Origin of the sequence: Streptomyces sp. NPDC059900 (assembly GCF_050270335.1) — a bacterium.
Taxonomy (GTDB): domain Bacteria; phylum Actinomycetota; class Actinomycetes; order Streptomycetales; family Streptomycetaceae; genus Streptomyces.
This window is the reverse complement of sequence record NZ_JBNNJZ010000291.1, coordinates 1-10,327: the sequence shown is the minus strand read 5'-3', so window position 1 is coordinate 10,327 and position 10,327 is coordinate 1. Positions and strand designations below refer to the sequence as shown.

The window sequence follows — 10,327 nt, the reverse complement described above, 5'->3', positions numbered from 1 at the left end:
GCGGGGGATCGGTGAAGGCGATGAGCGGCGAGTCGTCATAGCCGACCACCGAGATGTCGCGCGGGACCTGCAAGTCCCTTTCACGGGCGGCCCGGACGGCGCCGAGCGCCATCATGTCGCTGGCGCACACGATCGCCGTGCAGCCCCGGCCGATCAGCGTGCCCGCCGCGGCCTGGCCGCCCTCCAGGGTGTAGAGGGAGTGCTCGATGAGCTCCTCGGAGTCCGCGGGTGACATCCCCAGGCGTTCGCGCATGCCGATCTGGAAGCCCTCGATCTTGCGCAGTACGGGAACGAAGCGCTTGGGACCTACCGCGAGCCCGATACGGGTGTGCCCGAGCGAGGCCAGATGCGTGACGGCCAGGCGCGCCGCGGCCCGGTCGTCGGTGGAGACGAAGGGGGCCTGCACCTTGGGGGAGAAGCCGTTGACCAGGACGAAGGGCACGCCCTTGCCGCGCAGCACCTCATAGCGCTCCATGTCGGCGGTGGTGTCGGCGTGCAGGCCGGAGACGAAGATGATCCCGGAGACGCCGCGGTCCACCAGCATCTCGGTCAGCTCGTCCTCGGTGGAGCCGCCGGGCGTCTGGGTGGCAAGCACCGGTGTGTAGCCCTGGCGGGTCAGGGCCTGGGCGATGACCTGGGCGAGCGCGGGGAAGATCGGGTTGTCCAGCTCGGGGGTGATCAGGCCGATCAGGCCCGCGCTGCTGCGCTGCCGCAGCCGCGTGGGACGTTCGAAGCCGAGCATGTCCAGGGCGGCGAGGACGGATTCGCGGGTGGCGGCGGCCACGCCCGGCTTGCCGTTGAGCACACGGCTGACGGTGGCTTCGCTCACCCCCGCCTGCGCTGCGATGTCGACGAGCCGTGCGGTCATGCAGGGACTGTACCGGTGATCTGCCGGATTGCACACCGGTTGCGAAAGCTTGCAGAAAGCGTCGGTCTTGCAAGGTCCTTGCGGGGGATCGCCGCGGTGACAGGGGAGTGCGCGCGCCACCTCTCAGGGGCCTGTCAAGCGCGGCAAGGGCAACCGTAAGGACACACGGCGGTAACGATCAGCAGCCCTTGCAGAAATTTCCCGCAAGGTCTTTCGGGCGCTTTTCAATCCTGTTACGTTCCCTGGCAACCCGGTGCCGCGTCGGTGCGGCTCGCAGGAGGCAGCTCTGTCGGGGGTTTCGCCTCCCCCTTGTTCCGGGATCAGTTGAAGGAGTGCACATGCGGCGTGGCATAGCGGCCACCGCAATGGTCGGGGCCCTGGTTTTGACAGCGGCAGCGTGCGGTGGCGACGACGGAGACAGCGGCAAGAACAGCTCGGGCAAGCTGTCCGGCACCGTCACCTTCTGGGACACCTCGAACGACGCGGAGAAGGGCACCTACGAGAAGCTCGCCAAGGGCTTCGAGAAGCTCCACCCGGACGTCAAGGTCAACTACGTGAGCGTCGCGTTCGGCGAGGCCAACGCCAAGTTCAAGAACGCCGCGGGCGGCAACTCCGGCGCCCCCGACGTGATGCGCACCGAGGTCGCCTGGGTCGCGGACTTCGCCAACCTGGGCTACCTGGCCCCGCTGGAGGGCACCCCCGCCCTCGACAAGGCGGACGACTACCTCCCGCAGGCCGCGGCCAGCACCAAGTTCAAGGGCAAGACCTACGCCGCCCCGCAGACCATCGACACCCTGGCGCTCTTCTACAACAAGAAGATGCTCAAGGAAGCCGGTGTCGAGACGCCCAAGACCTTCGACGAGGTCAAGAGCGCCGCGAAGAAGATCAAGTCGAAGACCGGCAAGACCGGCCTCTACCTGCGCGGCGACGACCCGTACTACTACCTCCCGTACCTGTACGGCGAGGGCGGCGACCTCCTCGACACCAAGAACAAGAAGGTCACCGTCGACGAGCCCGAGGGCGCCGCGGCCTTCAAGGTCATGAAGGACCTGGTCGACTCCAAGGCGGCCACCACCGACGCGAGCGACGGCTACAACAACCAGCTCAACGCCTTCAAGGACGGCGACGTCGCGATGGCCCTCGACGGACCCTGGTCCATCGAAGGCGCCCTGCAGGGCAAGCAGTTCAAGGGCGACAAGGACAACCTCGGCATCGCCCCGGTCCCCGGCGGCAGCGACCGGCAGGCATCGCCGCAGGGCGGCTGGAACCTCGCGGCCTACGCCGGCTCCAAGAACCTCGACGCCAGCTACGAGTTCATCAAGTACATGAGCTCGGCCAAGGTGCAGCAGCAGACCACCGAGAAGCTGAGCCTGCTGCCCACCCGCACCTCCGTCTACGACGTGCAGTCCGTCAAGGACAACCAGATGGTGCAGTTCTTCAAGCCGGCCGTGGACAAGTCCGTGGAGCGGCCCTGGATCCCCGAGGCGAACGCCCTCTTCGAGCCGATCCGGCTGCAGATGGAGAAGGTGCTCAGCGGCAAGACCTCGCCCGACAGCGGGGCGAAGGGTGTCGGCGACGCCTACCGCAAGCTCCTGAAGGACTACAAGTAAATGGCTGTTGACAGCAGCCAGTCACTGGCCAAGGCCGCGGACGCCCCGGGCGCCCGCGGCCGCGGCCGGCGGACCGGCGACTCCGGCAAGACCCCCGGACGGCTGCGCAGGTCGCTGTCCACCCACTGGTACGCCTGGAGCATGGTCGCCCCCGTGGTGGCCGTGATCGGCGTGATCATCGGATACCCGCTGGTGCGGGGCCTGTACCTGTCGACGACGGACGCCAACGAGGCGAACGTCGAGCGCACCATCGGCGTCAACCACATCCCGGCGACCTACAAGTCCGTCGGCGTGGACAACTACACCGCCGTCCTCTCCGACGGCGTTTTCTGGGACCGCCTCACCTGGACGATCATCTGGACCGTCTCCTGTGTCGCGATCTCCTTCGCGCTCGGCCTGGTCCTGGCCAACATGCTCAACCGCAAGCTGGCGGGACGCTCCTTCTACCGGATGGCGCTGATCCTGCCCTGGGCGGTGCCCGCCTTCGTCTCGGTCTTCACCTGGCGCCTGCTCTTCAACGAGAAGAACGGCATCCTCAACAAGATCCTCGCCGGCGGCGGCATCGACGCGATCCCGTGGCTCAACGACCCCACCTGGGCCAAGCTCTCGGTGATCACGGTCAACGTCTGGCTCGGCGTGCCCTTCATGCTGGTCGCCATGCTCGGCGGACTCCAGTCCATCCCCGGCGAGCTCTACGAGGCCGCGGAGATGGACGGCGCGAACGCCTGGCAGCGCTTTCGGCACATCACTCTGCCGGGCCTGCGCACCGTCAGCAGCACCGTCATCCTGATCAGCGGCATCTGGACCTTCAACATGTTCCCGGTGATCTTCCTGCTCACCCGGGGCGGTCCCGGAGACGCCACCGAGATCCTGGTGACGTACGCCTACCGGCTCTCGTTCGTCGTCAGCCCGCGCGACTTCGCGGGATCCGCGGCCTGGGGCGTCATCATTCTGCTGCTCCTTTCGCTCTTCGCGGTCGTCTACCGCCGCGCGCTCCGCAAGCAGGGAGAAGTGTGGTGACCACCATGACCAACCAGAAGGCCCCGGCGTCCTCGTCGCCGGGCAGGCCCAAGAAGATCAGGGCGCGCGGCGAGCGCGGGCCGCTGGCCTCCGTCGCGCTGCACGTGGGCCTCATCGCCGCCGCCGCGACCGCGGTTCTCCCGCCGCTGTGGCTCCTGATCACTTCGTTCAAGCCGACGAGCGAGGCGTTCTCCACCGACCTGGTCAAGGACTTCACGCTCCGCAACTACGACCACGTCGTCAACGACACCGAGTTCCTGAGCTGGCTCGGCAACTCCCTGCTCGTCGTGGGACTGACCACCGTCATCGGTGTCTTCATCTCCGCGACCACCGGTTATGCCGTCAGCCGCTTCAAGTTCCCCGGCATGCGGCCGCTGATGTGGCTCCTGCTCATCACGCAGATGTTCCCCGTCGCGGTGCTCATCGTGCCGCTGTACAACCTGCTGGCCAGCCTGGGCCTGCTCAACCAGCCCATCGGCCTGGTCGTCACGTATCTGACGATCGCCGTGCCGTTCTGCGCCTGGATGATGAAGGGGTACTTCGACACCATCCCGGTGGAGATCGACGAGGCGGGGCGCGTGGACGGGCTCAACCCGTTCGGCACCTTCTGGCGGCTCATCGTGCCGCTGGCCAAGCCCGGCCTCGCCGTTACCGGCTTCTACAGCTTCATCACCGGCTGGGCCGAAGTCGCCTACGCCTCCGCCTTCATGACCGGCGAGGAGAACCTCACCCTGGCGGGCGGCCTGCAGACCTTCGTCAACCAGTACACCAGCGACTGGGGCTCGCTGACGGCCGCCGCGGTCATCGTCGCGGTGCCCGCCGCGGTGATCTTCGGCTTCGTCCAGCGCCACCTCGTCGGCGGTCTCACGGCCGGCGCGACGAAGTCCTGACACGGCACACACCCCCCTCGCACTCGACCTCTCGATCCCAGGGAAGACATGACCCAGCATCTCGCCGCCCCTGCAACCCCCGCCTCCGGCACCCACACGGACTGGTGGCGTGGCGCGGTGATCTATCAGGTCTATCCGCGCAGCTTCGCCGACGGCAACGGTGACGGAATGGGCGACCTGGACGGCGTCCGTGCCCGCCTGCCCTACCTCAGGGACCTGGGCGTCGACGCCGTGTGGCTCAGCCCCTTCTACTCGTCGCCGCAGGCCGACGCCGGCTACGACGTCGCCGACTACCGTGCGATCGACCCGATGTTCGGCAACCTCCTCGACGCCGACGCCCTGCTGCGGGACGCCCACGACCTTGGCCTGCGCGTCATCGTCGACCTGGTGCCCAACCACTCCTCGGACCGGCACGACTGGTTCCAGCGCGCCCTGCGCGAGGGCCCGGGCTCCCCCCTGCGCGAGCGCTACCACTTCAAGGCCGGCAAGGGCGAGAACGGCGAACTGCCGCCCAACGACTGGGAGTCCGTCTTCGGCGGCCCCGCCTGGACCCGGGTCGAGGACGGCGAGTGGTACCTCCACCTCTTCGCCCCCGAGCAGCCCGACTTCAACTGGGAACACCCCGCCGTCCACGACGAGTTCCGCTCCATCCTGCGCTTCTGGCTGGACATGGGGGTCGACGGCTTCCGTGTCGACGTCGCCCACGGCCTGGTCAAGGCCGAAGGGCTGCCCGACATCGGCATGCACGACCAGCTCAAGCTCCTGGGCAACGATGTCATGCCGTTCTTCGACCAGGACGGCGTGCACGAGATCTACCGCAGCTGGCGCAAGGTCCTGACCGAATACGCGGGCGAGAAGATCCTCGTCGCGGAGGCGTGGACGCCCACCGTCGAGCGCGCCGCCGCCTACGTCCGCCCGGACGAGATGCACCAGGCCTTCAACTTCCAGTACCTGGGCACCCACTGGGACGCCGCCGAGCTGCGCGAGGTCATCGACGTGTCGCTGGCCGCGATGCGCCCCGTCGGCGCCCCGGCCACCTGGGTGCTGTCCAACCACGACGTCACCCGGCACGCCACGCGGTTCGCCAACCCGGCGGGGCTCGGCACCCAGCTGCGCACCGCGGGCGACCGCGAGCTCGGCCTGCGGCGCGCCCGCGCGGCGACGCTCCTGATGCTGGCACTGCCCGGCTCCGCGTACGTCTACCAGGGCGAGGAGCTCGGCCTGCCCGACGTCACCGACCTGCCCGACGAGGTGCGCCAGGACCCCTCGTTCCACCGCGCGAGCGGCCAGGACGGGTTCCGCGACGGCTGCCGGGTGCCCATCCCGTGGACCACCGAGGGCTCCAGTTACGGGTTCGGCGCGGGCGGCAGCTGGCTGCCGCAGCCCGCGGGCTGGGGCGAGCTCAGCGTCCAGGCGCAGACCGGCGACCCCGACTCGACCCTGGAGCTGTACCGCAGCGCGCTCGCCGTGCGCCGCACGCAGCAGGGGCTCGGTGCGGGCGACTCGCTGGAGTGGCTGGAGGCCCCCGAGGGGGTGCTCGCCTTCCGCCGTGAGGGCTTCGTGTGCACGGCCAACACCACCGGCACGGCGGTGACGATCCCGGCCCCCGGCCGCATCCTGCTGGCCAACGCCGAGGTGGAGACGGCGGACGGCAAGGTCGAGCTGCCCGCCGACACCACCGTCTGGTGGGCGGTGTGACCCTGTCCCTGCCCCGGTCCGCCGACCGGGGAGACGGGGGAGAGCGGCCGGAGCGGGGCGCCCCGCGGCTCGCTGACATCGCGGCCCAGGCCGGTGTCAGCGAGGCCACCGCGAGCCGGGTGCTCAACGGCAAGCCGGGGGTGGCCGCCGGTACCCGGCGCCGGGTCCTTGCCGCTCTTGACGTCCTGGGCTACGAACGGCCGATGCGCATCAAGCGGCACAGCGCCGGACTGGTGGGCCTGGTCATCCCCGAGCTCAGCAACCCGATCTTCCCCGCCTTCGCGCAGGTCGTCGAGCAGGTCTTGTCCGGGCACGGCTACACGCCGATGCTGTGCACCCAGATGCCGGACGGGGCCAGCGAGGACGAGCTGGTCGAGCAGCTGGAGGAGCGCCGGGTCAGCGGCATCGTCTTCCTCTCGGGACTGCACGCCGACACCACGGCCGATCCGACGCGGTATCTCGAACTGCACGCACGCGGTGTGCCGTTCGTCCTGATCAACGGATACAACGAGCACATCCCGGTGTCCTTCGTCTCGCCCGACGACCGCGCGGCGGCGCGGATGGCGGTGCGCCACCTGGTCGACCTGGGCCACCGGCGGATCGGCCTGGCCATCGGACCCACCCGCTACGTCCCCTCGCTGCGCAAGGCCGAGGGGTTCACGGCCGCGCTGCACGCGCTGCTCGGCGTGGAGCGGGCCGAGGCCGAGCAGCGCGTGCAGCGCACGCTGTTCACGGTCGAGGGCGGGCACGCGGCGGCCAGCGCCCTGCTCGACCAGGGGTGCACGGCGATGGTCTGCGGCAGCGACATGATGGCGCTCGGTGCCGTACGGGCGGTGCGCGAGCGCGGCCTTTCGGTGCCCGGCGACGTCTCCGTGGTCGGCTTCGACGACTCGCCCCTGATCGCGTTCACGGACCCGCCGCTGACCACGGTGCGCCAGCCGGTGCAGGCCATGGCGAGCGCCGCGGTGGGCGCGCTGCTCGAAGAGCTGCACGGCAACCCCGTACAGCACACGGAGTTCGTCTTCCAGCCCGAGCTCGTGGTGCGCGGGTCCACGGCGCAGCCGCCGCGCTGAGAGGGGCGCCGGCAGGGCGCCGGCCCCGCGCTGAGAGGAAGGCTCCCGGAGCCGGCCCGGTTCAGGGCGGCGGGGTCATGATGTGGCTCCGGGGCCTCCCCGTCCCGGGCTCCGGCCCGAACGGCCGGGCGCGTGGGGCCCGTTGTGAGGGTCCCCCGGCCGTCCGGACCGGAGTTGTGGTTGAACGTAACACCGCCGCAATGTCTTGCGAAAGGTTTTGCGGCGCATGAACTCCCGGATTCCCGCATCTGGCGCGAGAGTGTGCGCGGAGGCTTGACCGCGCTTCCCGGGGGTCGTACGGTCTCGGCTGAAATCGGCGTTGAAATGTTTCTGCAACATCCTTCAACGGCCTGACGGGCACGGCGCGTTGCCATTCAAGGTCACACCTCACTCATGCAGGAGGCCCTCATGGCTGGCCGAAAGACCAGAGTCCGCAGACCCGTCGCCGCCGCCCTCGCCCTGGTGGCGGGCGCCGCGGGCGGCATCGTCGCCGGAGCCCCGCAGGCCCAGGCCGCCCCGCCCGGCACCAAGGACGTCACCGCCGTCCTCTTCGAGTGGAAGTTCGACTCGGTGGCCAAGGCGTGCACGCAGCAGCTCGGCCCCGACGGCTACGGCTATGTCCAGGTCTCCCCGCCCCAGGAACGCATCCAGGGCGAGGCGTGGTGGACCGCCTACCAGCCCGTCAGCTACAAGATCGGCAGCCGCCTCGGCGACCGGACCGCGTTCAAGAACATGGTCGACACCTGCCACAAGGCCGGGGTGAAGGTCGTCGCCGACGCGGTGATCAACCACATGACCAACGCTTCCGGCACCGGCTCGGCCGGCTCCACCTTCACCAAGTACGACTACCCGGGCACCTACTCGGGCGCCGACATGGACAACTGCCGCTCGGACATCAGCAACTACCAGGACCGCTGGAACGTCCAGAACTGCGAGCTCGGCGGCCTCGCCGACCTCGACACCGGCGAGGAGTACGTGCGGGGGAGGATCGCCGCCTACCTCAACGACCTGCTGTCCCTCGGCGTCGACGGCTTCCGGGTCGACGCCGCCAAGCACATCCCGGTGGACGACCTGAAGAACATCAAGTCCCGGCTGACCAACCCCGGCGCCTACTTCAAGCAGGAGACGATCTACGGCTCGGGCGAGGCGGTGTCGCCGAGCGAGTACACCGCCACCGGCGACCCCCAGGAGTTCCGCTACGGCTGGGACCTCAAGCGCGTCTTCAACAACGAGAAGCTCGCCTACCTCAAGAACTACGGCGAGGGCTGGGGCTATCTGCCCAGCGGCTCGGCCGCCGTCTTCGTCGCCAACCACGACACCGAACGGCACGGCCAGACGCTCAACTACAAGGACGGCGCGAACTACACCCTCGCCCACGTCTTCATGCTGGCCCTGCCCTACGGCGCCCCCGACGTGCACTCCGGCTACGAGTTCAGCAACATCGACGCCGGACCGCCCAACGGCGGCCAGGTCAACGCCTGCTACAGCGACGGCTGGAAGTGCCAGCACGCCTGGCCCGAGATCAGGAGCATGGTCAAGTTCCGCAACACCGCGCGCGGCACGGCCATGACCAACTGGTGGGACAACGGCAACGACGCCATCGCGTTCGGCCGCGGCGACAAGGCCTATGTGGTCATCAACCACGAGGGCTCCACGGTCGACCGGACCTTCCAGACGTCCCTGGCCGCGGGCAGCTACTGCGACGTCCAGAGCGGCAGGAGCGTCACCGTCAACGGCTCGGGCCAGTTCACGGCCTCCGTGGCTCCCAACACCGCGCTCGCCCTGCACGCGGGTGCCAGGAGCTGCTGAGCGGAGACCCCGCCCTGCCTGACCAGCCGCCCGGCATCCGCTTCCCCGCCGCCGGGCGGCTCACCCGACTCGGGGCTCCGCCCCGGACCCCGCACCTCACACGCCGGAGGGGCCGTTTCCCGTCCCTCCGGCGCGCACCCCTACCCCCGCAATGCACAAGGAGAAGCTCCCCTTGACCGGCTCCCCCCGCCGCACCCTCGTCACCACGGCCCTCGCCCTGCTGGCCGCGGTCGCACCCCTGACGTCCTCGGCCACCGCGGCACCCCGCGCACCGGCCACGGCCGACGCGCCCGCCGACCTCGACCTGTCCAAGTCCGCGGCGCAATGGATCGACAAGAACACCCTCGCCTGGGACGTCCAAGGCGACGCCGCGTCCCAGGAGCTGGTCTACGCCCGCGACGGACGGCTGACCGTCAAGGACGGCGAACTCGCAGGCGAGGGACGGCGGATCCGCCTCACCCCGGCCGCGGGCGGCCTCACCGACGCCCAGCGCAAGAAGTACCCGCACCTGAAGGACTACACGGCCTTCACCGTCGACCCGCGCGACCGCGACCAGGCCCGCACCGCCCTCACCGGCCAGCTCGTCGCCACCCGCAGCAGCGCCGACGGCACCCTCCTCGGCGCCACCGGCGTCCAGACGCAGGGCATACTCGACGACCTCTACGGCGCAAGCGCCACCAAGGCCGCCCTCGGCCCCCAGTTCCGCGGCGGCCGCCCCACCCTGGCCGTGTGGGCGCCCACCGCCCAGTCCGTCAGCCTCGAACTGGACGGCAAGCGGGTGGCGATGCGGCGCGACGACGCCAGCGGCGTATGGTCCGTCACCGGCGCCAGGAGCTGGTCCGGCAAGCAGTACCGCTACGTCGTCAAGGTGTGGGCGCCCAGCGTCCAGAAGGTCGTCACCAACAAGGTCACCGACCCCTACTCCACGGCGCTCACCGCCGACTCGGAGCGCAGCATCGCCGTCGACCTCGACGATCCGGAGCTGGCCCCCAAGGGCTGGGAGAAGCTGAAGAAGCCCGGGGCGACACCGCTGCGCGACGCGCAGATCCAGGAACTGCACATCCGTGACTTCTCCGTCGAGGACCGCACGGCCAAGCACCCCGGCCAGTACCTCGCCTTCACCGACACGGCCTCCGACGGCATGAAGCACCTGCGCAAGCTGGCCAAGGCCGGCACCTCCTACGTGCATCTGCTGCCCGCCTTCGACATCGGCACCATCCCCGAGCGAGCCGCCGACCAGTCCAAGCCCGACTGCGACCTGAAGGCGTCCGCCCCCGACTCCGAAGAGCAGCAGGCATGCGTCACGAAGACCGCGGCCAAGGACGCCTACAACTGGGGCTATGACCCCCTGCACTACAC

General features: G+C 69.6%; 6 protein-coding genes and 2 pseudogenes. 7 read left to right on the top strand and 1 reads right to left on the bottom strand.

Translation table 11 applies throughout. The features are described from left to right. The coding region (locus ACQKIP_RS29410; protein WP_427744600.1) for a LacI family DNA-binding transcriptional regulator at positions 1-868 on the bottom strand (868 nt) is incomplete at its 3' end. A 338-nt stretch (positions 869-1,206) separates the two neighbouring features. On the opposite strand from ACQKIP_RS29410, the gene ACQKIP_RS29405 reads away from it, so the two are divergent. The 7 genes and pseudogenes from ACQKIP_RS29405 to ACQKIP_RS29375 form a co-directional block, all read left to right on the top strand. Further along, a complete protein-coding gene (locus ACQKIP_RS29405) occupies positions 1,207-2,478 on the top strand; it encodes an extracellular solute-binding protein (protein ID WP_365864578.1) in 1,272 nt (423 codons plus the stop codon). After that, on the top strand, positions 2,479-3,498 hold the full coding sequence (locus tag ACQKIP_RS29400; RefSeq protein ID WP_365864577.1) for a carbohydrate ABC transporter permease: 1,020 nt from the start codon (positions 2,479-2,481) through the stop codon (positions 3,496-3,498). A gap of 5 nt (positions 3,499-3,503) precedes the next feature. Then, positions 3,504-4,388: a sugar ABC transporter permease gene (locus tag ACQKIP_RS29395; RefSeq protein ID WP_365864662.1), complete on the top strand. Its 885-nt coding sequence runs from the start codon at positions 3,504-3,506 to the stop codon at positions 4,386-4,388. A 48-nt stretch (positions 4,389-4,436) separates the two neighbouring features. Next, on the top strand, positions 4,437-6,086 hold the full coding sequence (locus tag ACQKIP_RS29390; RefSeq protein ID WP_365864576.1) for a glycoside hydrolase family 13 protein: 1,650 nt from the start codon (positions 4,437-4,439) through the stop codon (positions 6,084-6,086). Then, positions 6,071-7,159: a LacI family DNA-binding transcriptional regulator gene (locus ACQKIP_RS29385; protein ID WP_427744602.1), complete on the top strand. Its 1,089-nt coding sequence runs from the start codon at positions 6,071-6,073 to the stop codon at positions 7,157-7,159. Before ACQKIP_RS29390 ends, ACQKIP_RS29385 begins: the two co-directional genes overlap by 16 nt. A 408-nt stretch (positions 7,160-7,567) precedes the next feature. After that, positions 7,568-8,965: pseudogene (locus tag ACQKIP_RS29380) on the top strand (alpha-amylase); the annotation flags it as partial. 304 nt (positions 8,966-9,269) lie between these two features. Beyond that, positions 9,270-10,327, top strand: a pseudogene (locus ACQKIP_RS29375) (pullulanase-type alpha-1,6-glucosidase); the annotation flags it as partial.